Origin of the sequence: Pseudomonas sp. COR18 (genome assembly GCF_048568395.1) — a bacterium.
In the GTDB taxonomy this organism is placed as follows: Bacteria; Pseudomonadota; Gammaproteobacteria; order Pseudomonadales; family Pseudomonadaceae; genus Aquipseudomonas; species Aquipseudomonas fuscovaginae_B.
Window position 1 is genome coordinate 4,953,168 of sequence record NZ_CP183808.1, and the last position, 26,432, is coordinate 4,979,599.

Genomic DNA, 26,432 nt, shown 5'->3' on the forward strand with positions numbered 1-26,432 from the left:
CCTGTGGGAGCCGGATTTACCGAGGCGTCGGACCGCCGCGAATGGGCCCGCACAAACACCGCATGACTCATTCTCGCAACCGGTCTGTTACAATCCCCCCTTCCTCATTTCCTTCCCTCCCAGTGAGCCCCAGGGCTATCGCTGGCGCTGTCGTTTGTGGAGTCGTTCATGTTCCTCGCTATCCTGCTGCTGTCGGCCGCCGGTTTTACCGTGCTGACCACGGAATTCGTCATTGTCGGGCTGTTGCCGGCCATTGCCCGCGATCTGGAGGTCAGCATCCCCCAGGCCGGCCTGCTGGTGACGCTGTTCGCCTTTACCGTGGCGGCCTTCGGCCCATTCCTGACCGCCTGGTTCTCGCGCTTCGAGCGGCGCCGGCTGTTCATCGGCATCCTGGTGGTCTTCGGACTGGCCAATACCGTGGCGGCGCTGGCGCCGAACATCTGGGTCATGGCGGTTGCGCGCCTGCTGCCGGCCTTGGGCTTGCCGGTGTTCTGGGCCCTGGCCAGTGAAACGGCGGTGGATATCGTCGGCCCGGATCACGCGGGCCGGGCGATCGAGAAGATCGGTTTCGGCATCGTCTGTGCCACGGTGTTCGGCATCCCGGTGGGTACGCTGGTCGGTGACGCCTGGGGCTGGCGCATGGCGTTCACGATCCTGGCAGTGGTCGCCCTGGTCAAGGCGCTGCTGCTCTGGCGCTACCTGCCCGCGACCCGCCTGCACCTGAAGCAGGTCTCGCTGCGTTCGCAGTTCGGCATTCTGCGCAGCCCGCTGATGCTCGGCCATGTGCTGCTGTCGATCCTGATCTTCAGCGGCATGTTCACCGCCTACACCTACCTGGCCGATATCCTCGAGCGGCTGGCCGGGTTCAACGGCACGGTGGTGGGCTGGTGCCTGATGGCATTCGGTGCGGTCGGTCTGATCGGCAATGCCCTGGGCGGGCGCATGGTCGACCGCCAGCCGCTGATCGCTTCGATGGTGTTCTGCGCCTTCATGATTCCCGCCCTGGTGGCGGTGATGCCGAACATCCACTCGTGGCCCGGGCTGGCGGCGGCACTGGCGGTCTGGGGGATCACCCAGGCGGCACTGTTCCTGGTCAGCCATGTCCGCCTGATGAAGGTGGCGCCCCAGGCACCGGCGTTTGCCGCTTCGCTGAATATTGCCGGGGCCAACCTGGGGATCGGCCTGGGGGCGGTGATCGGGGGCCGGGTCATCGACAGTGTCGGCCTGAGCGGTCTCGGCTTCGCTGCCGCGGCGCTGATCCTCATGTCGATCCTGCTGGCGATGGCCTTGATGACCACCGACGCCAAGACGGTGACGGCTTAAGCGCCAGGTCCCATGAACAGCTCGCGTCGAGCGCCCTCGGTAATGGCCAGCGTGCCGGGGTGCTTGGTCCGGCGCTCCACCGAGATGGCATAGAACGACTCGCTGACGGCGTCGGTCTGGCCCATCAGCCTGACGTCGTACTGCCGACAGACCTCATCGGCGATGACGCTCGGGGCGATGAAGAAGCCGCTGCCGGATTGACCAAAGGCCTGCATGAGGGCGCTGTCATCGAATTCGCCGACGATCCTCGGCTGGATCTGCTGCTCGGCGAGCCAGCGCAACAACCGGCTGCGGACCACGGTTTCCTGACCGGGAATCAGCAGCGGCGCGCCCTGCAGGCAGTGGGGGAACGCATCGCCATAACGCTGCGCCAATGCCGGTGTGGCAAAAAAACTGACCCCACATTCCCCCAGCTTCTGGCTGTAGCCCCTGATATCGAGATGGCTCGGCATCGGGCTGTCGGAGATCACCAGGTCCAGGCGCTGGATCGCCAGATCCGCCAGCAGGCGTTCGAGCTTGTCCTCGCGGCAGGTGATGCGGATCGGCTCCTCCAGCTCCATGGTGGGGGCGATCAGCCGGTAGACGATGGACTTGGGCACCACATCCGCCACCCCGACCCGAAACAGCAACGGCTGCTCCCGGGGCTGCGCCTGCAGCATCGCCTGCAACTCATTGCCCAGCTGGAACATCTGTTCGGCATAGGGCAGGGCCTGGCGCCCGGCTTCGGTGAGTTCCAGCTGGCGCCCGGCCTTGCGGAACAACTCGATACCCAGGCTCTGTTCCAGCAGGCTGATCTGGCCGCTGATGGTCTGCGGGGTGAGGTTCAACTGCTCGCAGGCGCGCACGATGCTGCCGGTCTTGGCCACGACCCAGAAGTAGTGCAGTTGGCGGTAATTGAGCATGCGGGTCATCACTTCGTTAAAAGCGAAGTATAGCGCCGAAAAATACGAATTTTTCTGAAGTATCGGTATCTCTAGAATGCGGTGCCATTGGCGAGCCACTTGCTAGGCTTGCCTGGGACTCTACTCGGGAATGCGCTATGGAATACCTGTTGGAACTCGCTGTCAGCCCCACCGCCTGGATTGCCTTGTTGACGCTGATCGTCATGGAAGTCGTACTGGGTATCGATAACCTGATCTTCATTTCGATCCTGACCAACAAGCTGCCCGCGCAGTTTCGCACCAAGGCGCGGCGGCTCGGCATCGGCATGGCGCTGATCCTGCGCCTGGGCCTGCTTGGCACCATTGCCTATATCGTCAAGCTCACCGCGCCGGTGATCGAGGTATTCGGCCAGGGGTTCTCGTGGAAGGACATGATCCTGATCGCCGGTGGCCTGTTCCTGGTATGGAAGGCCACCACGGAAATCCACCACAGCATGGACCCGCAGGAGAAGGCGTCCGAGGACAAGAACTCGCGGGTCTCCCTGGGCTTCGCCGCGGCCATCGGCCAGATCCTGATGCTCGACCTGGTGTTCTCCATCGACAGCATCATCACCGCGGTGGGCATGACCGAACACCTGCCGATCATGGTGATTGCGGTGGTCGTCGCGGTGGCGGTGATGTTGCTGGCCTCCGAACCCCTGGCGAAGTTCATCCACGACAACCCGACCGTGGTGATGCTGGCCCTGGGCTTCCTGATCATGATCGGCATGACGCTGATCGCCGAAGGCTTCGGCGCCCATGTGCCCAAGGGTTATGTGTATGCCGCCATGACCTTCTCGGCGATCATCGAGGGCCTGAACATGCTGGCCCGTCGCGCCCGGCAGAAACGTGAGGCGGCACAGGGCTGACCCAGGCTCGCTGAGTGACCGGGCCGCCGGGTTCTCCACGAACCAGGCGGCCTTTTTCATGCACAGGGGTCAATGGGCGTTGGCAGGGCGTCCGGCAGTCTTGTCGGCCTTGTGCGTCTGCGAGGGCAGGCTGGGATGATGGTGACGACGGGAAATCCTCAGGACTCCCCACAACAGGGCGGCGGCCACCGCCAGCCAACCCAGGATCAACAATGCAACGGTCAGGACAAGGCTCATCAGCGCCTCCTTCGCCCCGATCGGGGCTCTCTCACTTCGTCTTGCTTTTGTAGATCAGTCTAGTCGCTGCGGTGTTTCAGGCTATTGACCAATGGTCGTGTGCGATCAGCCATTTCGCTCTATGGCCCCGTATAAACCGCGATGAAAGGCTATACCCCCGGGCGGCCGCGACCTATGATCAAGTCCCCGAGCCAGAGCGGATGTGCCTGGCAACTGATCAAGAGAGTGAAGATGTCCAACGGATCAAACCATTTTCCCGTGTCGTCCCGTCGGTTGCTGATGATGGGCGCCCTGTTGCTGGCCCTGGGCGGGTGCACCAGCGGTGGTGGGCAGCCGCCGCAATTGCAGCGGCTGCCGGAGCGTGTGGAGTTGAACGGTGTGCCGTTCTTCCGGGGCGAGGCCTACCAGAGTGGCCCGGGTGCATTGGCCAGCATGCTGGCGCAGCAGGGCGTGAGCGTCACCCCCGGGCTGCTGGACAAGCCGCTGAAACTGCCGGGCGCGGAAGCGGACCTGCAAAGGAACATGCAGGTACTGGCCCGTGAATACGGGATGGTGGTCTATCCGCTGGATGCCGAGCTGCCGGCATTGCTGACCCAGGTAGCGGCCGGTTATCCGGTGCTGGTGAAGTTCAATGAAGGGCGGGTGTGGTCCGAGCCGCGCTATGCGGTGGTTGCCGGCTACAACCGGTTCAAGCGGACGATCCTGTTGCGGGCCGGGATGAACCGGCGGATGCCGATGGATTTCGACACATTCGTCTCGGCCTGGAAGGGCGCGGGTGGCTGGGCGGTGCTGATCCAGTCGCCAACGCAATTGCCGGCCCAGGTCGACCCGCAGCGCTGGCTGAAGGCCGCCGATGAACTGGCCCGTGCCGGTCAGGAACCGGCGGCCGCGACCGCCAGGAAGGCACTGGCCGGGCACTGACTCAAGCTCATCGGATCATTCCCAAGCCACGCCTGGGAGCGATCGGCCACCCCATCCCTGTAGGAGCAGGGCTTGCCCGCGAATAGGCCAGCAAGCCCTGGTCACTGCTCCCACAGGCGCTGCATCCCCTCAGATCCCCAGCTTGTCCCGCATCGTGTAATACCAGGCTCCCAACGCACTGAACGGCGTGCGCAGCAATTGCCCGCCCGGGAACGGGTAGTGCGGCAGATCGGCAAACGCATCGAAACGCTCGGCCTGCCCGCGTAGCGCTTCGGCCAGCACCTTGCCAGCCAGGTGGGTGTAGGTCACGCCATGGCCGCTGCAACCCTGGGAGTAATAGATGTTGTCGCCCAGGCGACCCACCTGGGGCAAGCGCGACAGGGTCAGCAGGAAATTGCCGGTCCAGGCGTAGTCGATCTTCACATTCTTGAGCTGTGGGAAGGCCTTGAGCATCTTCGGCCGGATGATCGCCTCGATGTTCGCCGGATCGCGCGCACCATAGACCACGCCACCGCCGAAGATCAGGCGCTTGTCGCCGGAAAGACGGTAGTAGTCGAGCAGGTAGTTGCAGTCCTCGACGCAGTAGTCCTGCGGCAGCAGCGATTTGGCCAGCGCATCGCCCAGTGGCTCGGTGGTGATCACCTGGGTACCGCACGGCATCGACTTGGCGGCCAGCTCCGGTACCAGGTTGCCGAGGTAGGCGTTACCCGCGACGATGATGAATTTGGCCCGGACCTTGCCCTGGGGCGTATGCACCACGGGATTGGCACCCCGCTCGATGCGCACTGCCGGCGATTGTTCATGGATCCTGCCACCGAGGGATTCGATCGCCGCAGCCTCGCCCAGGGCCAGGTTCAGCGGATGAATATGCCCGCCGCTCATGTCGAGCATGCCGCCGACGTACTGGTCGCAGTTGACCACTTCACGAATGCGGCGCTGGTCCAGCAGTTCCAGCTGGGTATGCCCAAAGCGTTCCCAGAGCTTCTTCTGGGATTCGAGATGCCCCATCTGTTTCCTGCTCAAGGCGGCAAATACCCCGCCGTCCTTGAGGTCGCACTGGATGTTGTATCTGGCGATCCGCTCGCGAATGATCCGGGCGCCTTCGAAGGCCATCTGCCCGAGCAGTTGCGCCTGCTTCGGCCCGACGCTGCGCTCGATCACATCGATATCGCGGCTGTAGCTGTTGACGATCTGCCCGCCGTTGCGGCCCGAGGCACCGAAGCCGACCCTGGCGGCTTCCAGTACCGTCACCCGCAAGCCGTTCTCCAGGAGGAACAGGGCGCTGGACAGCCCGGTGTAGCCGGCACCGATCACGCACACATCGGTTTCGACATCATCCTGCAAGGGCGGACGCTCGGGAACCGGGTTGGCCGATGCGGCGTAGTAGGACTGGGGGTAGGGAGTGTTCGCCATCCTGCAACCTCTGTTTTATATTTTTGACGAATGGCCTGATGCTACCTCAGTTGAAATACCCCCGCCAGCCACCGCAAACCGGGAAGTTGCTGGAGCTTCAATAAAAAATTCGCCTATTCAGAGACTTAGCAGAAAGAAAGGTGTTGACACCCCTCGGCAAATCCGTAGAATGCCGCCTCACAGCAGGCACGTAGCTCAGTTGGTTAGAGCACCACCTTGACATGGTGGGGGTCGTTGGTTCGAGTCCAATCGTGCCTACCAGACAAAATCCGCTCTGCTGGGCGGTGTGAAAAGGCCAATCGAAAGATTGGCCTTTTTTTCGTCCTGAAAAAAGTTCGAGGTGAGGTCTTCGCGCTGAGTGGCATTTGGCCTGGAAACGCTTGCCCTGAAGATTTTTCCAAGCCTATTCATAGGCTTAGCGAAAAAACAGGTTGCCTCTCGGCAGAAAATCCGTAGAATGCAGCCCACAGCAGGCACGTAGCTCAGTTGGTTAGAGCACCACCTTGACATGGTGGGGGTCGTTGGTTCGAGTCCAATCGTGCCTACCAGATAAAATCCGCTCTGCTGGGCGGTCTGAAAGGGTCAATCGAAAGATTGGCCCTTTTTTGCGCCTGGCGTTTGGCGAATTCTCTCCTCGCGCCGAGTCCGCAATCCTGGCGGGCTGACCTCTGCCGCATCCGGCTTTCCTGAAACACCGCCAAACACTCGATGGGTTGACCTCTCACCGGCTGTTCCTCAGCATCCCTACACATGGAAAAGACTTGCACAAGGATGCTGCATGGAAAGTAAAACGATCAGGTGGCTGGGCGAGACTCTGGTTGGCATGGGGGCGGGTGCTGCGATTACCGGCTTTTCGACCTTGTACCTCTTGGCTGGAGATGCAACGCCAAGAATGGTGCTGCTCGGTGTCACGTTGTTCGTCATCAGTATTATCTGTTTCGTCTGCTCCTACGTGTGCGCAATTCGGGAGGTATGGCAGTGAAAGCCGCAATCGTTCTGTCCTGGCTGGCCTGCATGGTTCTGCTGATGGCATTCGCCATCTATCGTGGTCGCAAGAAAGCCGCCAGCGGTGCGCAACCTCGTTTGACCGATCGGGAACTGCTCGATCAGGCGACCAGCGAGTTGCAGGCGCTCCGCGCGGAGGTTCGTCATCTCGGCCAGCAGATCGAGGGTAGGGCGGGAAGATAACTGAAAGGCTGCAAGCCTTGAGTGCGGCCCGCGCGGTAGTAGTGCGGGCCGTTAGCTGGGGACGCCACGCCAGATGTGGTCGTCCTCCTGGCTGTGGATCTCAGTCCGATTTGCGCTCTTGCCGCGCATCGATGAAGGGCAGGGTGCCGCTTGGCAGTACCGTCGTCGGCAGTACGCCATTCCAACGCTCGGCCTTGGTCAGCTCCACCAGGTTCTGGTTGCTCGCCAGCGCCTGGGCACGGGCCTTGATCGCCTCGGCTTCGGCACGACCGCGCAGTTCGGTGGCCTGGGCATCAGCCTTGGCCTGGGCCAGTTGGGCATCCGCTTCGGCCTGGGCCTGGGTCACGCGGATCTGTGCCTGGACCTGCTCGGTCGCCAATTGCTGTTCACGGGTCTTGACCTGCACTTCGGCCGCCATGCGCGCCTCGATGGCTTTTTCATAGGCGTCGCTGAAATCGATGTTTTCCACCTGCACGCTGTCGATGATCACCGGGCCGTTGATCGAGCCCTTGATGGCGGCAGAGATGTCGCTGACCAGCTGCACGCGATTCTGCACGGCGGCCACGGCATTGAACTGGCCGAAGACGTTTTCGACCTGAGTGGGCACCTGGCGGCTGATCAGGCGGTCGCGGATGCCTTCGATGTCCTTGAACTGGGTGTAGACCTTGGCCACATCGGAAGGGGCGACGTGCCAGGAGACCGAGACCTTGAGCTGCGCCGACTGCTGGTCCTTGCTGTAGGCCTGCAGGTTCTCGTAGGCCGAGACCTGGCTCTGGATGCTGATCAGGCGAACGCTTTCGATGAAGGGCATCTTGAACGACAGGCCCGGGTCGACGACGCCGACCAGTGCGCCGTTTCTCAGGAGCACGCCGCGCTCGGTTTCATCCACGGTGTACCAACTGCCGAAAAACACGATGAGTACCAGCAGGGCTGCTACACCGCCTGCCACTTTGCCAATCAGATTGGGGGTGGGGGTCATATCTCGTTCCTTTGAAGGGCGGGCAACCACTCCCTGAATACGCTGCCCGATTATCCGGAGAGCATGTCCCGCCGCCATGGCCAATGGTTTTGCAGGCCGCCGTGCGAACGCCTCGGTGGCAGTGCCGCTTGCGGCGGCGCTCGCCATGATAGCTTCCGAACCTGTTTCATGCTGAGAAGGTGTTCCCAGACTTGGGGGCAGGGGGAATACGTTGCGAAAAAACAAATCACGCGATGTGCCATATCGGCACTTCACAAGGACGACACCTGATGTCCGGGCTCAAGCGGGAGGCCGGCGATCAGGGGCGTGGGCTGGATAACCTCCCGTGCAAGGTGGATGACCTGAGCCCAAGGTGCAATGGCCCTCCACCAGGTTGGTCATTTCTTTGGACGACTGCTCGCCGCCTTTGCCGGGCGGCGGGCTCTTGTGGTCCTGGTTCCGGAGGCCTTGCGTTTCTTCTTCCAGGGCGCCGGAGCCGATGTGCCGGGCGGCAGGCTGATCTGCAGTTTGAGCTCGACACAGCGCCCCACCTGCTTGCTCATCCAGGCCGCCTGTTTGGCGACGAATTCTTCCAGGCTCATCTCGCCGCTTTGCACCATGTCCAGCGCCTGCTCCCAGATGGCTGTGGTGCCCGGGTCGGCAATCGCCCGCGGCACCGCGTCGATCAGGCTGAAGGCCGCCGCGGTCGCCGACAGGCTCTTGCCATGCTTGACCAGGTAGTTGCGGTCCAGCAGGCCCTGGATGATGCTGGCGCGGGTGGCCTCGGTGCCGATGCCGGTGGTTTCCTTGAGCTTCTGCTTCAGGCGCGGGTCTTCCACGTACTTGGCGACGTTCTTCATCGCCTTGATCAGGTCGCCTTCGGTAAAGGGTTTCGGCGGCTGGGTCCACAGGTCCTTGAGCTCGACCCGGTCCACTGCGCACTCATCGCCCTCGCGTAGCTTCGGCAGGGCCTGTGGTTCCGGTGCTTCGCGGCCCTTGGGGGGCGTCAGCGCCTCCGGCAGGGCGCGTTTCCAACCGGGCTCGATCACCTGCTTGCCCACGGCCCGCAACGCCTGTGCCGCACAGTCGAAATCGGCCTGGGTGCGGTCGTACTCGTGGTTGGGCAGGAACTGCGCCAGGTAGCGGGCTCGAATCAGCGTGTAGACCGCACGCGGCTTGCCTTGCAGGCGCTCCAGGCTCGCGCCCGAGCCGGTCGGGATGATGCCGTGGTGGGCGGTGACCTTGGCATCGTTCCAGGCTCGTGAGCGGCGTGTCGGGTCGAGATACGGGGCCAGCTTGCCCAGGCTCGGGTCGGCCCGTTCCAGCGCCGCCAGCACCCGCGCGGCGTCGCCGTGCTGGCTGAGGGGAAGAAAGCCGCAGTCGCTGCGTGGGTAGGTGATGACCTTGTGGGTTTCATACAGCGACTGGGCGATGTCCAGGGTCTCCTGGGCACCCAGTCCCAACCGTTTCGAACACACTTCCTGCAAGGTGCCGAGGTCGAAGGGCAGGGGCGCCGGCTCGCGAATCCGCTCGGTCTTGAGTTTCACCACCCGTGCGCCGGAAGCCGCGCTCATGGCGGCGGCGGCCTGCTGGGCGAGGACCTGGTTCAGGCAGCGATCCTGATCGTCACAGGCGTCCGAGGGCGCGCGCCATTGCGCGACGAAGGGCTGGCCGTCATGGAGCAGGTGCACATCGATTGCCCAGTAGGCCACCGGTACGAAGTCGGCGATGCTGCGGTCGCGATCCACCACCAGGCGCAGGGTTGGCGTCTGCACCCGGCCCACCGGCAACACGCCCTGGTAGCCGGACTGGCGGCCGAGCAGGGTGAACAGCCGGCTCATGTTCATGCCGATCAGCCAGTCGGCCCGCGAACGCCCCAGGGCGGAATGATAGAGGTTGAAGGTTTCGTGGCCCGACTTGAGGGCCGCCAGGGCCTTGCGGATCGAGGCATCGTCCAGCGCCGACAGCCAGAGCCGCTGGACCGGCCCGCGATAGCGACAATGTTCCACCAGCTCGCGGGCGATCATTTCCCCTTCGCGATCGGCGTCGGTGGCGATCACCAGTTCCCGGGCCTCGCCCAGCAGGCGCTTGACCGCCTTGAACTGGCTGGCGGTCTTGGGCTTGACCTGCATCTTCCATTTTTCCGGGACGATCGGCAGGTCGGCCAGCACCCAGCGCTTGTAGCGGGCGTCATAGGCGTCTGGCGGGGCGGTTTCCAGCAGGTGGCCGATGCACCAGGTGACCGTGGCGTTGGCGCCGACCCAACAGCCATCGCCACGGCGCGTGGCACCGAGCACAGCGGCAATGTCCTTGGCCTGGGAGGGTTTTTCGCAAAGAAACAGCCGCATGGCCACCTTCGTTCGATCATGTGCGGGAGAGAGCGGACAGCATGCTCAGTACCGGGGTTTTGAGCAATGCTTTTTCTGTATGCATATACAGTCTATTTGTTTCAGCTCTCTGCGGCTACCGCCAGCTCCCGCACCAGGAAGTCGATGAATGCCCGGGTCTTCTGCGGTACCCGGCGCGCCGAGGCGTACACCGCGTTGATGCTGATCGGCGGCGCCTGCCATTCGCACATCACCGGCACCAGGCGCCCGGCGGCCAGGGCCTCCTCGACGATGAAGTCCGGCAGCAGGGCGATGCCCATGCCGGCCTCGGCAGCCTGGGCCAGCAGGTCGCCGTTATTGGCGTGCAAGGGGCCGGTGACGGTGACCCGCTGGGTTTCCCGGCCGTTGCACAGCTGCAGGCTGACGCCGCTTTGCAGGTAGCCGTAGTTCAGGCACTGGTGGGCGCATAGTTCCCGTGGCGTCGTAGGAATGCCGGCGCGCTCCAGGTAGCCGGGGGAGGCGACCATGATGCGCGGCGCGGGGGCCAGCAGTTTGGCGACCATGGACGAGTCCGGCAGGCTGGCGATGCGGATGGTCACGTCGAAGCCACCCTTGACCGGGTCCACCTGCTGGTCGCTGAGCACCAGTTGCAGCTCGACGTTCGGATGTTCGCGGTGAAACAGCGGGATCAGCCGCCCCAGGCGCCGCAGGCCGAAGGACATCGGCGCGTTGACGCGCAACACCCCGCGCAGTTCGCCGATGCCGTCGCGGGCGCGCTGCTCGGCCTCGTCCAGCGACGCCAGCAGTTCGCGGGCCGCTTCGTAGTACTCGGCACCGGCCTCGGTCAGGTGCAGGCTGCGGGTGGTGCGCAGCAACAACTGCACGCCGATGGCCTCTTCCAGCGCCTGGATCTGCTTGCTGACTTTCGAGCGTGGTACGTCCATCGCCCGCGCCGCCGCGGCAAAGCCATTGGCTCCCACGGTGGCGACAAACGCCCGCATGCATTCGACGCGATCCATGATTGTTCCTTGAATAGAATCAATGATTCTCGATTTTATGGAATTGTCCCTTTTTTATCCAGGCCCTAAAGTTCGTTCCAAGCAGGCAGCACAGGCCTTCAAGTGGATCCCAGGGCCAGCTGCCAGATTACGCATGACCCCGGTGGTCAACCTCGAAACCCAAAGGAACTCCATCATGTCCAATCGCGAACTGCTGAACCCCACCAACTCCGCTCTGATCCTGATCGACCACCAGCCGCAAATGGCCTTCGGCGTGCAGTCGATCGACCGCCAGACCCTGAAGAACAACACCGTGGGCCTGGCCAAGGCAGCGAAGATCTTCAACGTGCCGACGATCTACACCTCGGTCGAGACCGAAAGCTTCAGCGGCTACATCTGGCCAGAACTGCTCGGTGTGAACCCCGGTGCCCAGCCGATCGAGCGCAGCTCGATGAACTCGTGGGAAGACAAGAAGCTGGTGGAGGCGGTGAAGGCCACCGGCCGCAGGAAACTGATCATGGCGGCGCTGTGGACCGAGGTCTGCCTGACCTTCCCGGCGCTGGAAGCCATGGCCGAAGGCTACGAGGTGTACATCGTCACCGACGCCTCCGGCGGCACCACCCAGGAAGCCCACGACATGTCCGTGCAACGGATGATCCAGGCCGGTGCGGTACCGGTGACCTGGCAACAGGTTCTGCTCGAGTTCCAGCGTGACTGGGCGCACAAGGAAACCTACGGCGCGGTCATGGACCTGGTGCGCGAGCACAGCGGCGCCTACGGCATGGGCGTGGACTACGCCTACACCATGGTGCACAAGGCGCCACAGCGTCAGGTCAAGTAACAGGGAGGGGCGGGTGTAGCGGTTACGCCTGCCCCCATCGGTCACCTACAGGAAGATGGAATCAGCCATGAATATCGAATTGTCCGACGGCGTGGTCACGCTGCTGGTACGCCACCGGGTCAAGCAGGGCGGGGATCAGGCCTATGAAGCCTGGTTGCGCCAGATCGTCGCCAAGGCGCGTACCTATCCCGGGCACCTGGGGATCGACGTGGTGCGTGGGCACAGTGGCGGCCTGGCGCTGTTCACCAGCGTGCTGCGCTTTGCCAGTACCGAACAATTGCAGGTGTGGCTGGATTCCGATGATCGTCGCGAGCTGGTCGACCAGGCCCGTCCGTTGCTGGCCGATGGCGACCAGACCGAAATCAACGCCGACCGCGAGTTCTGGTTCACCCCCGTGCAGGTGGATGCGCCGACGCCGCCACCGCGCTGGAAGCAGGCCTGCGTGACGTTCATGGTGATCCTGCCGTTGACCTTCCTGATACCGCTGTTGTGCAAACCACTCTTCGCACTGTGGCCCTGGTTGGGCGGCTACGTGCCGGCCAACGTGGTGATTACCCTGACCATCGTATTGCTGGTGGTCTACGTGTTCATGCCACGGGTGACGCGCCTGTTCAGCCGCTGGCTACAGCCGCGGCAGGATACGACCCCGGCGTCCGCGCATGTCGAGACAAGGCGATAGGTTGCCCCAATAAAAAACCCGACACTCGTGTCGGGTTTTTCGTCTCGGGGGAGGTCTTACTTGCGACCGCCCAGTGCGCCACCGGCCGCGCCGCCCAGGCCCGCGCCAATGGCTGCGCCGGTGCTGCCGCCGAGCTGGTTGCCCAGGTACGAACCGCCGGCTGCGCCCAGGCCGCCACCGATGGCCGCCTTGGTCTTCTTGCCTTTCTTGGCGGCAATGGCACCACCGGCCGCGCCAGCCAGGCCCGCACCAATGGCCGCGCCGGTGCTGCCACCCATCTGCTGACCAACCACGTTGCCCAGGACGCCACCCAAGCCACCTCCGACTGCTGCCTGGGTACCGCCGGCAGCCATGGCGCCTTGGGTAAACAGGGCGCTGAGCGCCAGAACGGTAAGTGCTTTACGCATGTTGCGAACCTCGAAATGAATGGAGCGCCAATTGTCGCCGGGCGCGGGCAGGGACGCAAACGCTCTTGAGGGGTGGAGCCGGTTTATATTTTTTCACGTCCGGGGAACTTTCCGGTTTTGCGAGGTGGGTGGGGAAGGGCTGAAATGTCTCGCCAGACGCTGGATTGAATGAGCCGTTCATCGGATTTTATATGGCCCGAATTATTACCTTCATCTCTCTATCGAATAATTCACGGATATGGAGTGGGGTCTTTTCCGGGGTTTCGGTGATTATCGTGAACTGCTTTGGTGCAAATGCACTCATTACCCCGTCGGTCGACCCAAAACAGGGCTTTGGTGATGCCGATATCCGGGAAAAACCTGTGGTTATTTAAGGAGTTAGGAATAAAATTATATTCAAAATATCTTGTTACGAATTTCCAGGATCAGTTAATATCGCCCCGCGTTCACCTACCACGGTTTATGCATTCTTTAAGGCCCAAGCGTCCATCAGCCGCTTGGGCTTTTTTTTGTCCGGAGTTTTTGTAGAACCCCTGCGATATAAACCTTATTGCAAGTAAGGTTTATAGCCTGGATGCGGTCGCTGACACTTCAATGAAACCGGTCAGGCACCACCGATCACCTCGCGCACGCGATTGGCCAGATCTTCCAGGGCGAACGGCTTGGTCATCACGTGCATGCCGGGTGCCAGGTTGCCGTCGCCGATCACCGAGTGCTCGGCGTAACCGGTGACGAACAGCACCTTGAGTCCCGGCCGGGTCTGTCGGGCCAGTTCCGCCAGTTGTCGGCCGTTCATGCCACCGGGCAGGCCGACGTCACTGACCAGCAGGTCGATACGGATCGGCGATTGCAGGATCTTCAGGCCGGTCGCGCCGTCGCTGGCTTCCAGCACCTTGTAGCCGCGCTCCTCCAGCAGATCGACTTCCAGCATGCGCACCTGGGGTTCGTCATCGACCACCAGTACCGTTTCGCCTGCCAGTGCCTGGGGCGCCGGCGAAGCGAGGGCGGCCTCGCGTTCCTCGGCCTCGGCAAAGTGGCGAGGCAGGTAGAGGCGTACCTGGGTACCGCTGCCCAACTGCGAACTGATGCGCACCTGGCCACCGGACTGCAGGGCGAAACCGTAGACCATCGACAAGCCGAGGCCGGTGCCGGAGCCCAGTGGCTTGGTGGTGAAGAACGGTTCGAAGACCTTGCCCAGGATATCGGTCGACATCCCGCAGCCGTTGTCCGCCACGCCCAGGTACACATAGCCGCCGGGAGGCAGTTCCAGGGCCAGGGCCGATGCCGAGTTGAGGGTGATGTTTGCGGTCTCGATGCTCAGGTGACCGCCTTCGGGCATCGCATCCCGGGCGTTGATGCACAGGTTGAGCAGCGAGTTTTCCAGCTGGTTCTGATCCACCAGGGTGGTCCACAGGCGCTCGGACAGCTTCGATTCCAGTTGTATCGAGGGACCGACCGTGCGTCGGATCAGGTCTTCCATCTCCCTGACCAGCAGGTTGACGTTGGTCGCCCGCGAGTCGAGGGTCTGTCGGCGGGAGAAGGCCAGCAGCCGGTGGGTCAGGGCGGTGGCCCGGCGCGAGGCGATCAGCGCGGCATTGATGTAGCGGTCCAGTTGCTCCACGCGGCCCTGGTCGATCCGGCTCTGGAGCATTTCCAGGCTGCCGCTGATGCCGGTCAGCAGGTTGTTGAAGTCGTGGGCCAGGCCTCCTGTGAGTTGTCCGACGGCCTCCATCTTCTGGCTCTGGCGCAGTTGGGCCTCGGCCTTGGCCAGGGCCTGGGCCTGTTCCTTGTCGAGGGTGCAGTCACGACCGACGGCGTTGATGACTTCGTCGGAAGGGCTGGAGGACCAGTTGATCCAGCGGTAGCCGCCGTGCTTGCAGCGGTAGCGGTTTTCAAAGCGGCGGATGCTCTGCCCGGTGGCGGAACAGCGGGCACGCTCGAGAGTCTGCTCGAGGTCGTCCGGGTGAATCAGATCGTAGAGGCTGGTGCCGAGCAGGTCGGCTTCGCTCCAGCCCAGGGTCTCTTCCCAGGCCGGGTTGATCGCGATGATCCGGCCATCGAAGGTGCAGCGCAGCATGATGTCCGAGGACAGCGTCCAGAGCTGGTTGCGGTCGTCGGTGCGCAACGCGACTTCCTGTTCCAGTGAGGCGTTGAGTTGCTTGAGGGCGATTTCCGCCTGGCGTCGCTCAGTGATGTCGTTGAAAAACACCGCAACCTTGTAGCTGCCCGGGCTGCCGACGCGGACCGCATGGACCGCATACCAGCGCCCGAGTCCCTGCGCCTGGTTTTCAAAGCGTTGCTCCACCCCGGTCAGGGCCACCTCGCCATAGATATCGAACCAGTGCTGTTCGTGGCTCGGAATCATCTCCCGCATCCATCGACCCTTGGCTCCCACCAGGCCCGTCTCGCGTTCGAACGCCGGGTTCATGTCGAGAAAGCGGTAATCCACGGGCTTTGCGTCCGCATCGAACTTCATCTCGATAATGCAGAAGCCGGTATCGACCGCCTCGAACATCGTTCGGTAGTAGGTGTCCTGCTCGACTGCTTGCTCGAGCGTCCCGGTTCCGGATACTTCCATGATTGCCCCATGCAAAAAATAGCTACCTGAATGGTATCAGGACGCTGCCTGCTGGTAATTATGGTTGTGCGGATGTCGAGAAGTTCTGTTTGCCGGCAGGCTTCTTGGCGGGCAAGCAGTATCGCCGCCAACCTCAGGTTGCCAGGGAAACTGCCGATAACGAACGACTCTCTCCCTGTCGGCCTCATGCTCGTCATGTGCCCGATGGTTCGAAGCCCCGCTCTCCAACAGGAAGTTGACATGTTTCCACGAAAGTCCCCCGCGAAAATCCTTGCTTCGCTGTGTGGCGCCACGGTGCTGCTGGCTGGTGCACCGGCCCTGGCCGCCACGTCGCTGAATGATTATGTCGCCTGCGACAAGCACTCCCTGGCCGTCATCGAGCAGCCGCTGTTCAACGGACTGATCCCGACCAGGACCGAAAACGGTTTCACCCGGCCCGTGGGTGGCACCCGCAGTGAACTGGGACGGCGCTGGATGTTCGACAAGCCGGTTATCCTCGACGGTGTGAGCCTGACCGGTTTCTACGCCGAAGACATGGACATGATGGGTTCGCGCCTGATCAGTTGGGGGTTCTACACCGAGCAGACGCCCAGCGAACTGTTCGAACGGCTTGAGAGGCACCAGCGCACCGGCGCGGCGGAGGCCGGGGGCATGTACGCTCGTGCTGAAATCTGGTCCCACAGCCAGCGGGCCTGGCAACCGGAGGACCCGCAGAGCCATTCGGGCAAGCTGGTGCTCGACACGGCCGAGCGGGTGTTCCTGATCGAGCCGGCTTCCCAGGACCTGGCCAAGAGCAGCCCGAACAGCAGGGGCATGCTGACCTGTTCGATCCAGGGCAATGTCATCGAGCCGATGCTGGTGGACAGCCGGCCCGATCTGATCGGCAAGGCCCCCTAGTGTGGTGTTTCACAAATAACGACCATAACTCGCGGCGCTTTTTGCGCTCATGCGGCGTTGTCGCTCCTCGCCGTAGCTGGGCTACGACTCGTCGCGACGCCTTGTCTGAGCGCAAAAGTCGCTCGCGAGTTATGGGTCGTATTTGCAAAACACCACACTAGGGCCAGGGGGAAGAGCAGGCGAAAGTGATTCGGGCATCGGCCAAGGAAGGTCGTACAATGGCGCCAGTTTCTTTCTGGTCGTTTGAAGTGAGGCAAGCCATCCATGGCTGAAATTCGTGACCTGTCGATCGTGCTGGACCGCATCGACCAGGCAATTATCGAGGTGTTGCGCCACGACGGGCGCATCACCTACCAGAAACTCTCCGAGCGCGTGCACCTGACGCCCAGGCCGTGCCTGGAGCGGGTGCGCAAGCTGGAGCAGTTGGGGGTGATCCGCGGCTACGGAGCCATTCTCGACGAGAACAAGCTGTCGCCCGGCCTGTCGCTGCTGGTGCTGGTGGCGCTGTCGGGGCAGAGCGGGCGGGCAGCGCAGAAGGCTTTCGAGGCCAAGGTCCGCGCCTGTCCCCAGGTGCTCGAGTGCCACCTGCTCAGCGGTGCCTTCGACTACAGCCTGCGCATGCGTTGCCGGGACATGGAGCATTACCGGGTACTGACCGAAACCTGGCTCAACGATGAAGAACTGCATATCGACAAGCTGGTCAGTCACCCCGAACTGGCGATGGTCAAGACCGCCATGGAGTGAGCCGGTGCCGCCGATGGCCTGGCTGATACCGTGGTGTGAATGAGCCCGATTGGCTTGAAAAGTCACCGATATGGCTCGCAAGGCCACAAAACCTGTCATTTCTGACAGTTGTCTGGGGAACCCCCGATGGATTGAATAGCGGGCAGATCGCAACGGCTGCACAGCCGCAGGCGACGTCTCTTTCATGGAGGAATCCCCTGATGATGCTGCAAGCGTTGCGCGGCTGCCGGGTCAACCCGGCGGGTGAGCTGGATCCGGGGTTCGGTTGCCTGGGCAAGGCGCAGGTGGAGTTTGCCGGCAGCCTGTCGAGCCAGGCCAATGACGTGCTGTTCTGTCACGATGGCAAGATCCTCGTGGTCGCCAGGGTGGAGATGCCCACAGGTGTGCATTTCGGCCTGGCCCGCCTGCATGCCGACGGTTCGCCGGACACCTCGTTCGGCCAGGGTGGCAGCCTGGTTGGCCGGTTCCAGGCCGGAGGCGAGTCGACGGGTATCAGCCTGCGTCGGCTGCACGACGGGCGAATCCTGGTTTTTGGCCTGCATTATCCGGATGACCGGCGCACCTTGCCGGTGGTGGCGCGTTTTCTCGCGGACGGCCGTGCCGATCCGCTCTTCGCTGACCAGGGCGTGCACTTGCTGCGCCTGCCCGGCGATCTGTCCGAGGGGCCCCGTGACAGCTGGTTGCCACCGGGGCTGGCAGGCTTCGAGAGCTGTTTCGGCGCCGTGCAGCCGGACGGCAGAATCCTGCTGACCCTCAACCACAGTTATTCCGCCACCGATCATGTCGGCCTGCTGGTACGCCTGCTGCCCGATGGCGGCCTGGACCACAGCTTCAATGGCCTGGGCTTCGTGATGGTTCGGCGGCGGCTGATGAACAGCTGGCTCAGCTGCGTCCTGTTGCAGCCCGATGGCAAGATCCTGGTGGGCGGTTCAATCGATTTTCCACCCAGCGGCCTGGTGGCCCGCTACTTGCCGGATGGTCGGCTGGATCCGGTCTTTGGTCATGAAGGCTACCTCTGCGTGCACTTTGCCGACGCCAGCTCGACGGTCACCCGGCTGGCCCGTGGCGCCCAGGGACAACTGTTTTGCGTGGGTACCCGCTTCGAGCCGCTGGGTGGTGCGCTGCAGGGGTTTACCGCCAACGGCTGCATCGACCGGCGCTTCAATCAGGGTGGCGCAGTGCTGCTGGATATCGACGCGCCCGCCTGCCGCTGGGCGACGGTCGCGGTCCAGCCGGACGGGTCGATTCTCGCCGCCGGCTCGACGGTGGCCGGGTTCGGCTCGGACCTGGTGCTGGCGCGCTACCTGCCGAACGGCCAGCTCGACCTCGACTTCGCTTCCGGCAAGGGCTACGTGCGTACCCGCCTGGGCAAAAGCGTGGATACCGTCACCGCGCTGGCGGTACAGGGCGACGGACGTATTCTGGTGGCCGGGCACTCCATGCTCGGCGGTTTCCAGGCGGTGGTGATGCGCTACCTGGGCTGACGCCCTGTGACGCATGCCGCTTCACTCGCGCAGTTCCGGGCGATCACGGAACTGCTCCAGCGCCTCCGGGTTGGCCAGGGCATCGGTGTTCTTCACCGGCAGCCCGTGCACCACGTTGCGCACCGCCAGTTCGACGATCTTGCCGCTCAGGGTCCGGGGAATGTCCGTGACCGCGACGATCTTCGCCGGGACATGGCGTGGCGTGGTGTTGTCGCGGATCACCTGGCGGATTTGCTGCTGCAGGGCATCGTCGAGCGCCACGCCCTCCTGCAGGCGCACGAACAGCACCACCCGCACGTCGTTCTGCCATTGCTGGCCGATGGCGAGGCTTTCCACCACCGCCTCGACCTTTTCCACCTGCCGATAGATCTCCGCCGTACCGATGCGCACGCCGCCGGGGTTGAGCACGGCATCGGAGCGGCCGTGGATCATCAGGCCGCCGCCATCCAGCTCCTCGGCGTAGTCGCCCTGGGCCCAGACCCCGGGGAACAGGCTGAAATAGGAGGCCTTGAGTTTCTCCTGCTGCGGATCGTTCCATAGCCCGACCGGCATCGCCGGAAAGTGCCGGGTGCAGACCAGCTCGCCCTTTTCGCCGTGCACCGGCTGGGCCTGGTCGTTCCAGACCTCGACGGCCATGCCCAGGCTCTTGCACTGCATCTGGCCGCGAGTGACCGGCAGCACCGGGTTGCCGCTGACGAAGCAGGAGACGATATCGGTGCCGCCGGACATTGACGACAGACACAGCTCGGCCTTGATTTCCCGGTAGACGTAGTCGTAGCTGTGGGGCGACAGCGGCGAGCCGGTGCAGAGAATGGTCTTGAGGCGGGTCAGACGGTGCGTCTGCCGTGGGCTGAGCCCGGCCTGTTCAAGGGCGGCCAGGTATTTCGGGCTGGTGCCGAAGACACTGATGCCCTCGTCGTCGATCAGGTCGAGCAGGCGCTGCGGGCCGGGATGGAAGGGCGAGCCGTCATACAGCACCACCGTGGCACCGACCGCCAGCACAGACACCAGCCAGTTCCACATCATCCAGCCACAGGTGGTGTAGTAGAACAGGCAGTCGCCAGGCCCGAGGTCGACATGCAGGCCGTGTTCCTTGAGATGTTGCAGCAACACGCCGCCGGTGCTGTGGACGATGCACTTGGGCACGCCGGTGGTGCCGCTGGAATAGAGGATGTACAGCGGTTGGGCGAAGGGCACCGGGACGAAATACGGCTCGCCGCCGGGTTGGTAGAAGTCCTGCCACAGGTTCACCCTGGCGTGGGTCCGGAAGTCCTCGGCGCGTGCCTGGGAATGCGCGTAGGGCACCACCAGCAGTTGCTGCAGCGAGGGCAGGTGGTCGAGGATTTCGTTGAGCTTGGCGCTCTGCTCCAGCTCCTTGCCGGCATAGCGGTAGCCGGCGCAGGCGATCAGCACCTTGGGCTCGATCTGGCCGAACCGGTCGATCACGCCGTGGGTGCCGAAGTCCGGCGAGCAGCAGGACCAGATCGCGCCCAGGCTGGTGGTGGCAAGCATGCCCACCAGGGTTTGCCAGGTGTTCGGCATGCAGGCCGCGACCCGGTCGCCGACGCCGACACCGGCCTCGCGCAGACGCTGTTGCAGGCCAGCGACATGGGCGGCCAGTTCGGCGTGGGTGAGGGTTTCCCGGCGCCCGTCCTCGCTGACCGCGACCACCGCCAGATGGTCGTCGCGGCGGCGCAGCAGGTGTTCGGCGAAGTTCAGCGTCGCCTCGGGGAACCAGCGGGCGCTGGGCATGTGCTGCTCTTCGATCAACACTCGGCTGGGCGGGGTGTGGAATTCGACATCGAAGAAGTCGACGATGGCCTGCCAGAAGTCCTCGCGGCGCTCGATGCTGAAGCGGTGCAGGGCCGGGTAGTCGGTGATCTGCAGGTCGTGACGGTGATTGACGAAGCGCCGGAAGGCTTCGATGCGGGTTTTTGCGATACGTTCTGCGCTGGGGCGCCACAGGACTTCTGGCATGGGGTTCCCTTTTTATTTTGTGCTGTTAATGCGGGCCTCTTCGCGGGCAAGCCCTGCTCCTACAGGTTGGTGTCGTGTGCAAGTCCTGGGCTCGCCTCACTTCTGTAGGAGCAGGGCTTGCCCGCGAAGGCGCCCTCAAGGCCGCCAACCATCTAGGCTACTGCGCCAACCACCCGCCATCGATATTCCACGCCGCGCCCCGCACCTGGCTACCGGCCTCGCTGCAGAGGAACAATACCAGCTCGCCCAACTGCGGTGGGGTGACGAATTCCAGCGACGGCTGTTTCTCCGCCAGCAGGTCATGCTGCGCCTGCTGCGGGTCGACGCCGGCAGCGGCCCGGTCATCGATCTGTTTCTGCACCAGCGGCGTCAGCACCCAGCCGGGGCAGATGGCATTGCAGGTGACATTGCCGGTGGCGGTCTCCAGGCCGACCACCTTGGTCAGGCCGATCACCCCATGCTTGGCCGCGACATAGGCGGCCTTGCCCACGGAGCCGACCAGCCCATGCACCGAAGCGATGTTGACGATTCGCCCCCAGCCCTTGGCGCGCATGCCCGGCAGGGCCAGGCGGGTGGCATGGAACACCGAGGACAGGTTGATCGCGATGATCGAGTCCCAGCGCTCCACCGGGAACGCCTCCACCGGTGCGACGTGCTGGATGCCGGCGTTGTTGACCAGGATATCGACACCGCCGAACTCCCGTTCGGCATAGGCGAACATGTCGGCGATCTGCGCCGGGTCGCTGACATCGGCCGGGTGGTGGCCAACCTTGCCGCCGAACCGGCGGACCTCGGCGAGCACCGCGCTGGCGTCGCCGAAGCCGTTGAGGATCAGGTCGGCGCCGGCCCTGGCCAGGCCCAGGGCGATGCCCAGGCCGATGCCGCTGGTGGAGCCGGTGACCAGGGCGGTTTTTCCTTTGAGACTCATAGTCGTTTCCTCAGACGATGCCGGTGGCGTAGAACGTGGCGATCACCACGAATACCGCCAGGGTCTTGATCAGCGTGATGCAGAAAATATCTTTATAGGCTTCGCGGTGGGTCAGCCCGGTCACGGCCAGCAGGGTGATCACCGCGCCGTTGTGCGGCAGGGTGTCCATGCCACCGCTGGCCATGGCGGCGACCCGGTGCAGCACTTCCAGCGGAATGTTCGCGGCGTGTGCGGCACTGACGAAGCTGTCGGCCATGGCCGCCAGGGCGATGCTCATGCCGCCGGAGGCGGAGCCGGTGATCCCGGCCAGCAGGGTCACGGTAATGGCTTCGTTGACCAGCGGATTGGGAATGCTCTTGAGCCCGTCGGCCAATACCAGAAAACCCGGCAACGAGGCGATCACCGCACCGAAACCGTATTCCGAGGCGGTATTCATCGCCGCCAGCAGGGCGCCGCTGACCGCGCTCTTGCTGCCTTCGGCCAGCTTGCTGCGAATCGCCCGGAAGCCGAACACCAGCACCACCAGGATGCCCACCAGCAGCGCCGCCTGGACCGCCCAGATGGCGGTGAGCTTGGCGACTTCGGTCTGCACCGGCGCGGCCATGCCGGGCAGGCTGAGGGTGTGGGTCTTGCCGTACCAGACGGGAATCCAGCGAGTGAACAGCAGGTTCATGAGGCCCACCAGCAGCAGCGGCGAGAGGGCGATCCAGGGGTTGGGCAGGCGAATGTCCTCGGCGGTATCCGGCTCGTTGCGCAACTGCGTGCCGTAGCCTTCGCCGGCGACCTGGGCCTTGTTGCGCTGGCGTTGCAGGAACAGCATGCCGGCGCAGAACACGAACACCGTACCGATCACGCCCAGCCAGGGTGCGGCCCAGGCGGTGGTGTTGAAGAAGGTGCTGGGAATGATGTTCTGGATCTGCGGCGTGCCGGGCAGGGCGTCCATGGTGAAGGAGAATGCGCCGAGGGCGATGGTCGCCGGGATCAGGCGCTTGGGGATGTTGCTCTGGCGGAACATCTCGGCGGCGAACGGATAGACCGCGAACACCACCACGAACAGCGAGACACCGCCATAGGTCAGCAGGGCGCAGACCAGCACGATCACCAGCATGGCCTGGCGGGTGCCGAGCAGGCCGATGGCGGCGGCGACGATGGAGCGGGAGAAACCCGACAGCTCGATCAGCTTGCCGAACACCGCGCCGAGCAGGAATACCGGGAAGTAGAGCTTGATGAAACCGACCATCTTGTCCATGAACACCCCGGTGAAGGCGGGCGCGACAGCGGCAGGGTCGGTGAACAGGATAGCGCCGAGGGCGGCGATGGGGGCAAACAGGATGACGCTGTAGCCTCGGTAGGCGGCCAGCATCAGCAGCGCCAGGGCTGCGAGGGCGATGATCACACTCATGGTGTGTCTCCAATTGTTATTTTTGTAGGTTAGGTCTGAATCTCCAGTGGAAATAGCGAGTTTCGTGCCATTTCATTAACTCATTGAAAAATAATGATATTTTTTATTTTTCGAGTGATTTTCCTTGGGGTTGTCTCTAAAGAGAGACGATTCTGCAGGCGACGCTCCCCTTGTAGGAGCCGGGCTTGCCCGCGAAGAACGATAACGCGGCCTGTCTGGAGGCCGCGTTGCCTGTATTCGCGGGCAAGCCCGGCTCCTACAGGAAAGTGTTGGCCGTTCGATGAGTGTTTGTCTCTAGAATTAGACGGGTGTCTCTTTATTGAGACTGGCTGATGCCCAGCGCGACCATTTTCTTGTACAGCGTCGAGCGCCCCAGCCCCAGTTGCCGTGCGGCTTCCACGACCTTGCCGCCACATTGCGCCAGGGTTGCCTCGATCAGTTGTCGTTCGAAGCGCTCACGGGCGGCGCTGAAAGTTTCGTTCCCAGGCGCTGCCATGACAGGAGCCGGCGCCCGCTCCAGCGGGCTGAAGGTACCAATCGCCCCACGAATGTCGGCAGCCCCCAGCACCTGGGTATCCCCCAGCAGCGCGGCGCGCTCCAGCACGTTGCGCAACTCGCGGATATTGCCCGGCCAGGCATGCTGCCCCAGCAGCTCCAGAGCCTCGGCGGTCAACTCATGGTGGCTATCGAGTTCCTCGAGGATCACCTCGCTCAGCGCCGGTAGATCCTCCAGGCGCTCGCGCAGCGGCGGTACGTTGATCGGCAGGACATTGAGGCGGTAATACAGGTCGGCGCGGAATTCGCCACGCCGGATCGCCGCCTCCAGGTCGGTGGAGGTCGCGGCGATCACCCGCACGTCGCTGCGCAACACTTCGTTGGAACCGACCGGCTCGAATTCCTTCTCCTGCAATACCCGCAGCAGCTTGCTCTGCAGGGGCAGCGGCATGTCGCCGATCTCGTCGAGGAACAGCGTGCCGCCCTGGGCGATCTGCAGCTTGCCGGGGCGGCCCTTGCGGTCGGCGCCGGTGAAGGCGCCCGGGGCTGTCCCGAAGAACTCCGCCTCCAGCAGGGTTTCCGGAATTGCCGCGCTGTTGATGCTGACGAATGCCTTGTGCGCCCGTGGCGAGGCGCTGTGGATGGCGTGGGCCAGCAACTCCTTGCCGGTACCGGTTTCGCCCAGCAGCAGGACCGGTGAGTCGGTGCTGGCGCTGCGGCGGGCGCGGCGCTTGACCTCCAGGCTCGCCGCGCTGGTACCGATGAAGTGGGCGAAGTTGTACTTGGTCTGTCGGGCCCGCAGCAGCGAGCGGGTCGATGCCAGTTCTTCCTGCATGCTCTGGTAGCGTTTGAGCAGCGGCGACAGGCTGTTCAACTCGCCGAATAGGGCAAAGCCGATGGCGCCGATCACCGCGCCCGCGTCGTCGTGAACCGGCAGGCGCATCACCACCAGCGGTTCCTTGGGCATGTCCTGCAGGTCCAGCAGGATCGGCCGGCCGGTGCGCACCACTTCGCGCAGCAGGCTGCCGGGGATCACCCTTTCGCAGGGTTGGCCGATGGCCTGTTCGGCGCTGGAGAGGCCAAAGCGCTTGGCGTACCGTTCGTTCATCCAGACGATCCGCGCATCGCGGTCGACGATCACCGTGCCTTCGCTGGACTGCTCGATGTTCTCGAACAGCGAGCGAATCGCCAGCAAGCGGACCCGCTGGTAGTCCTTGAGGCTTTCACGGTCGTTCATCGGCGTCTGGCTCACGGGCAGTTCAGGGGGGCGGTGGGCGTCAGGGTCGCGGCCAGCAGCTCCCGGGTGTAGGGGTGCTGCGGGTGGTCGAACACCGCGCAGGTGCTGCCCTGTTCGACCACCTGGCCGTCCTTGACCACGATCAGGTCATGAGCCAGGGCGCGGACCACCGACAGGTCATGGCTGATGAACAGGTAGGTCAGGCCATGCTTGGCCTGCAGGTCGCGCAGCAGGGCGACCACCTGCTTCTGCACGGTGCGGTCGAGGGCCGAGGTCGGCTCGTCGAGCAGGATCAGCGCCGGCTTGAGCACCAGGGCGCGGGCAATGGCGATCCGCTGGCGCTGGCCGCCGGAGAACTCATGGGGATAGCGATGACGGCTCTGCGGGTCGAGGCCGACCTCCTCGAGGGCGCGGATCACCTGCGCCTCGTGTTCGGCGGCGGTACCGGGGCAGTGCACCTCGATCCCCTCGCTGATGATCTGCGCCACCGACATGCGCGGGCTGAGGCTGCCGAACGGGTCCTGGAACACCACCTGCATCTGCTTGCGCCACGGTCGCAGCTGTTTCTGGTTCAGGCCGTCGAGGGCCTGGCCCTGGAAGCGGATGCTGCCCTGGGAGTCGAGCAGCCGCAGGATCGCCTGGCCGAGGGTCGACTTGCCCGAGCCGGACTCGCCGACGATGCCCAGGGTCTTGCCGCGCTGCACGCAGAGGCTGATACCGTCCACCGCCTGCAGGTATTCCTTGCCTCGCAGCCATCCACCGCCGATCTGGAAGCGCACGCGCAATTCATCGACCTGCAGCACGCTTTCGCTGTCGCCCAGGGCCAGCGCTTCGCCCGCTGGCTCGGCATCCAGCAGCAGGCGGCTGTAGGGGTGTTGCGGCTGGTTGAACAGGGTTTCGCAGTCGGCCTGCTCGACGCTTTCCCCGGCCTTCATCACGCAGACCCGCTGGGCGATGCTGCGTACCAGGTTGAGGTCGTGGCTGATCAGCAGCAGCGACATGCCCAGGCGTTGTTGCAGTGACTTGAGCAGCAGCAGGATCTTGCGCTGCACGGTGACGTCGAGGGCGGTGGTCGGCTCGTCGGCGATCAGCAGTTCCGGCTCGCAGGCCAGGGCCATGGCGATCATCACCCGCTGGCGCTGGCCGCCGGAGAGTTGATGGGGATAGGCCTTGAGCCGTTCCCGGGGTTTCTGGATACCCACCAGTTCCAGCAGTTCGAGGATCCGCGCCTGGGCTGCCTTGCCGCCCAGGCCCTTGTGCAGCATCAGGGTTTCGCCGATCTGCTTTTGCACCGTGTGCAGCGGGTTCAGCGAGGTCATCGGCTCCTGGAAGATCATGGCGATGCGGTCGCCGCGAATCTGGCGCAGGGTAGCGTGGTCGGCGCCGAGCAGTTCCTGGCCGCGATAACGCACGCTGCCGCTGGCCTGGCAGCCGGTCTGTGGCAGCAACTGCAGGATCGAATGGGCGGTGACCGACTTGCCCGAACCGGACTCGCCGACCAGCGCCAGGCACTCGCCGGCGCGGATGTCCAGGCACAGGTCGCGGACCACGGGCTGGCCGCCGAAGGCGACGCTCAGGTGGCGGATTTCAATCAGGTTGTCGGTCATGG

23 protein-coding genes and 2 tRNA genes are annotated in these 26,432 nt (G+C 63.8%); 12 read left to right on the forward strand and 13 right to left on the reverse strand.

The features are described from left to right. Positions 1-168: 168 nt before the first annotated feature. The gene (locus ACM62G_RS22710) at positions 169-1,323 is read left to right on the forward strand and encodes an MFS transporter (RefSeq protein ID WP_419735594.1); all 1,155 of its coding nucleotides are present in this window, start codon (positions 169-171) and stop codon (positions 1,321-1,323) included. Here ACM62G_RS22710 and nhaR read toward each other — a convergent pair. Beyond that, positions 1,320-2,225, reverse strand: a complete 906-nt coding sequence (gene nhaR / locus ACM62G_RS22715) for a transcriptional activator NhaR (RefSeq protein WP_419735595.1) — start codon at positions 2,223-2,225, stop codon at positions 1,320-1,322. The two genes, ACM62G_RS22710 and nhaR, sit on opposite strands and share 4 nt — an antisense overlap. A gap of 137 nt (positions 2,226-2,362) precedes the next feature. Here nhaR and ACM62G_RS22720 point away from each other — a divergent pair, with 137 nt between their 5' ends. Next, complete coding sequence (locus ACM62G_RS22720) at positions 2,363-3,112, forward strand: TerC family protein (protein WP_419735596.1); 750 nt, start codon at positions 2,363-2,365, stop codon at positions 3,110-3,112. A 69-nt stretch (positions 3,113-3,181) separates the two neighbouring features. Here ACM62G_RS22720 and ACM62G_RS22725 read toward each other — a convergent pair whose 3' ends face one another. After that, entirely contained in the window at positions 3,182-3,349 is a 168-nt protein-coding gene (locus ACM62G_RS22725) for a hypothetical protein (protein ID WP_419735597.1), read from the reverse strand. Between the two features lie 231 nt (positions 3,350-3,580). Between ACM62G_RS22725 and ACM62G_RS22730 the strand changes: the two genes are divergently transcribed. After that, positions 3,581-4,270 (forward strand): peptidase C39 family protein, encoded by a 690-nt coding sequence (locus tag ACM62G_RS22730; protein ID WP_419735598.1) that lies wholly within the window; start codon positions 3,581-3,583, stop codon positions 4,268-4,270. A gap of 129 nt (positions 4,271-4,399) precedes the next feature. On the opposite strand, the gene ACM62G_RS22735 is transcribed toward ACM62G_RS22730, so the two are convergent. Next, complete coding sequence (locus tag ACM62G_RS22735) at positions 4,400-5,683, reverse strand: NAD(P)/FAD-dependent oxidoreductase (RefSeq protein ID WP_054064464.1); 1,284 nt, start codon at positions 5,681-5,683, stop codon at positions 4,400-4,402. A gap of 184 nt (positions 5,684-5,867) precedes the next feature. On the opposite strand from ACM62G_RS22735, the gene ACM62G_RS22740 reads away from it, so the two are divergent. The 4 genes from ACM62G_RS22740 (at position 5,868) to ACM62G_RS22755 (ending at position 6,871) form a co-directional block, all read left to right on the forward strand. Further along, positions 5,868-5,944, forward strand: a tRNA-Val gene (locus ACM62G_RS22740). Positions 5,945-6,154: 210 nt separating this feature from the next. Then, positions 6,155-6,231 (forward strand) — tRNA-Val (locus ACM62G_RS22745). 230 nt (positions 6,232-6,461) lie between these two features. Beyond that, positions 6,462-6,665, forward strand: a complete 204-nt coding sequence (locus ACM62G_RS22750) for a hypothetical protein (protein WP_419735599.1) — start codon at positions 6,462-6,464, stop codon at positions 6,663-6,665. Then, positions 6,662-6,871, forward strand: coding sequence for a hypothetical protein (locus ACM62G_RS22755; protein WP_419735600.1), 210 nt, complete (start codon positions 6,662-6,664; stop codon positions 6,869-6,871). The genes ACM62G_RS22750 and ACM62G_RS22755 overlap by 4 nt, the downstream gene beginning before the upstream one ends. A 100-nt stretch (positions 6,872-6,971) precedes the next feature. Here the strand turns inward: ACM62G_RS22755 and ACM62G_RS22760 are convergent, their stop codons facing one another. The 3 genes from ACM62G_RS22760 to ACM62G_RS22770 all read right to left on the reverse strand — a co-directional run bounded on the left by ACM62G_RS22760 (position 6,972) and on the right by ACM62G_RS22770 (position 11,175). After that, the gene (locus ACM62G_RS22760; protein WP_419735601.1) at positions 6,972-7,850 is read right to left on the reverse strand and encodes an SPFH domain-containing protein; all 879 of its coding nucleotides are present in this window, start codon (positions 7,848-7,850) and stop codon (positions 6,972-6,974) included. A 377-nt stretch (positions 7,851-8,227) separates the two neighbouring features. Then, the gene (locus ACM62G_RS22765; protein ID WP_419735602.1) at positions 8,228-10,177 is read right to left on the reverse strand and encodes a DNA topoisomerase III; all 1,950 of its coding nucleotides are present in this window, start codon (positions 10,175-10,177) and stop codon (positions 8,228-8,230) included. 101 nt (positions 10,178-10,278) lie between these two features. Further along, positions 10,279-11,175 (reverse strand): LysR substrate-binding domain-containing protein, encoded by an 897-nt coding sequence (locus ACM62G_RS22770; RefSeq protein ID WP_419735603.1) that lies wholly within the window; start codon positions 11,173-11,175, stop codon positions 10,279-10,281. Between the two features lie 175 nt (positions 11,176-11,350). Between ACM62G_RS22770 and ACM62G_RS22775 the strand changes: the two genes are divergently transcribed. Next, positions 11,351-11,995 (forward strand): hydrolase, encoded by a 645-nt coding sequence (locus tag ACM62G_RS22775; protein WP_419735604.1) that lies wholly within the window; start codon positions 11,351-11,353, stop codon positions 11,993-11,995. Between the two features lie 67 nt (positions 11,996-12,062). Next, complete coding sequence (locus ACM62G_RS22780) at positions 12,063-12,674, forward strand: antibiotic biosynthesis monooxygenase (protein WP_419735605.1); 612 nt, start codon at positions 12,063-12,065, stop codon at positions 12,672-12,674. Positions 12,675-12,730: 56 nt separating this feature from the next. On the opposite strand, the gene ACM62G_RS22785 is transcribed toward ACM62G_RS22780, so the two are convergent. Together ACM62G_RS22785 and ACM62G_RS22790 are read right to left on the reverse strand one after the other, a co-directional pair. After that, entirely contained in the window at positions 12,731-13,081 is a 351-nt protein-coding gene (locus ACM62G_RS22785; RefSeq protein ID WP_054064467.1) for a hypothetical protein, read from the reverse strand. A 604-nt stretch (positions 13,082-13,685) separates the two neighbouring features. Beyond that, complete coding sequence (locus ACM62G_RS22790) at positions 13,686-15,659, reverse strand: PAS domain S-box protein (RefSeq protein WP_419735606.1); 1,974 nt, start codon at positions 15,657-15,659, stop codon at positions 13,686-13,688. Positions 15,660-15,899: 240 nt separating this feature from the next. On the opposite strand from ACM62G_RS22790, the gene ACM62G_RS22795 reads away from it, so the two are divergent. From ACM62G_RS22795 to ACM62G_RS22805, 3 genes are all read left to right on the forward strand, one after another. Continuing rightward, complete coding sequence (locus ACM62G_RS22795) at positions 15,900-16,556, forward strand: hypothetical protein (RefSeq protein ID WP_419735607.1); 657 nt, start codon at positions 15,900-15,902, stop codon at positions 16,554-16,556. 264 nt (positions 16,557-16,820) lie between these two features. Beyond that, entirely contained in the window at positions 16,821-17,300 is a 480-nt protein-coding gene (locus tag ACM62G_RS22800) for an Lrp/AsnC family transcriptional regulator (protein ID WP_054058935.1), read from the forward strand. Positions 17,301-17,500: 200 nt separating this feature from the next. Then, the gene (locus ACM62G_RS22805; protein ID WP_419735608.1) at positions 17,501-18,784 is read left to right on the forward strand and encodes a hypothetical protein; all 1,284 of its coding nucleotides are present in this window, start codon (positions 17,501-17,503) and stop codon (positions 18,782-18,784) included. Positions 18,785-18,805: 21 nt separating this feature from the next. On the opposite strand, the gene ACM62G_RS22810 is transcribed toward ACM62G_RS22805, so the two are convergent. From ACM62G_RS22810 to ACM62G_RS22830, 5 genes are all read right to left on the reverse strand, one after another. Beyond that, the gene (locus ACM62G_RS22810) at positions 18,806-20,761 is read right to left on the reverse strand and encodes an acetoacetate--CoA ligase (protein ID WP_419735609.1); all 1,956 of its coding nucleotides are present in this window, start codon (positions 20,759-20,761) and stop codon (positions 18,806-18,808) included. A gap of 157 nt (positions 20,762-20,918) precedes the next feature. Then, positions 20,919-21,689: a 3-hydroxybutyrate dehydrogenase gene (hbdH, locus tag ACM62G_RS22815; protein ID WP_054058938.1), complete on the reverse strand. Its 771-nt coding sequence runs from the start codon at positions 21,687-21,689 to the stop codon at positions 20,919-20,921. A 10-nt stretch (positions 21,690-21,699) separates the two neighbouring features. Next, on the reverse strand, positions 21,700-23,091 hold the full coding sequence (locus tag ACM62G_RS22820; RefSeq protein WP_419735610.1) for a GntP family permease: 1,392 nt from the start codon (positions 23,089-23,091) through the stop codon (positions 21,700-21,702). Between the two features lie 316 nt (positions 23,092-23,407). Continuing rightward, complete coding sequence (locus tag ACM62G_RS22825) at positions 23,408-24,823, reverse strand: sigma-54 interaction domain-containing protein (protein ID WP_273826302.1); 1,416 nt, start codon at positions 24,821-24,823, stop codon at positions 23,408-23,410. A gap of 11 nt (positions 24,824-24,834) precedes the next feature. Next, positions 24,835-26,430 (reverse strand): ABC transporter ATP-binding protein, encoded by a 1,596-nt coding sequence (locus tag ACM62G_RS22830; RefSeq protein ID WP_419737549.1) that lies wholly within the window; start codon positions 26,428-26,430, stop codon positions 24,835-24,837. Between the last annotated feature and the right edge of the window lie 2 nt (positions 26,431-26,432).